We start from the raw sequence: 463 nt of genomic DNA, 5'->3' as shown, positions 1-463 counted from the left end.
GTCAGAACTGACACAGGCCGAAGCAGTAAAAGCTCTTGGATTCCTGAAACAGAAAGCCGCAGAGCAGAAGGTGGCAGCATGACACCGGACATTATCCTGCAGCGTACCGGGATCGATGTGAGAGCTGTCGAACAGGGGGATGATGCGTGGCACAAATTACGGCTCGGCGTCATCACCGCTTCAGAAGTTCACAACGKGATAGCAAAACCCCGCTCCGGAAAGAAGTGGCCTGACATGAAAATGTCCTACTTCCACACCCTGCTTGCTGAGGTTTGCACCGGTGTGGCTCCGGAAGTTAACGCTAAAGCACTGGCCTGGGGAAAACAGTACGAGAACGACGCCAGAACCCTGTTTGAATTCACTTCCGGCGTGAATGTTACTGAATCCCCGATCATCTATCGCGACGAAAGTATGCGTACCGCCTGCCGATCATCTATCGCGACGAAAGTATGCGTACCGCCTG

1 protein-coding gene is annotated in these 463 nt (G+C 53.5%); it reads left to right on the top strand.

Annotated features, from left to right (window positions below):
- Positions 1 to 463: YqaJ viral recombinase family protein (locus EDI28_RS26410; protein WP_438942817.1), on the top strand; the 463-nt coding region annotated here is incomplete at both ends.

The organism is Photobacterium chitinilyticum, assembly GCF_004104355.1.
In the GTDB taxonomy this organism is placed as follows: domain Bacteria; phylum Pseudomonadota; class Gammaproteobacteria; order Enterobacterales; family Vibrionaceae; genus Photobacterium; species Photobacterium chitinilyticum.
The sequence above is the reverse complement of the archived record's forward strand: the minus strand, read 5'-3'. Positions and strand labels throughout refer to the sequence as shown.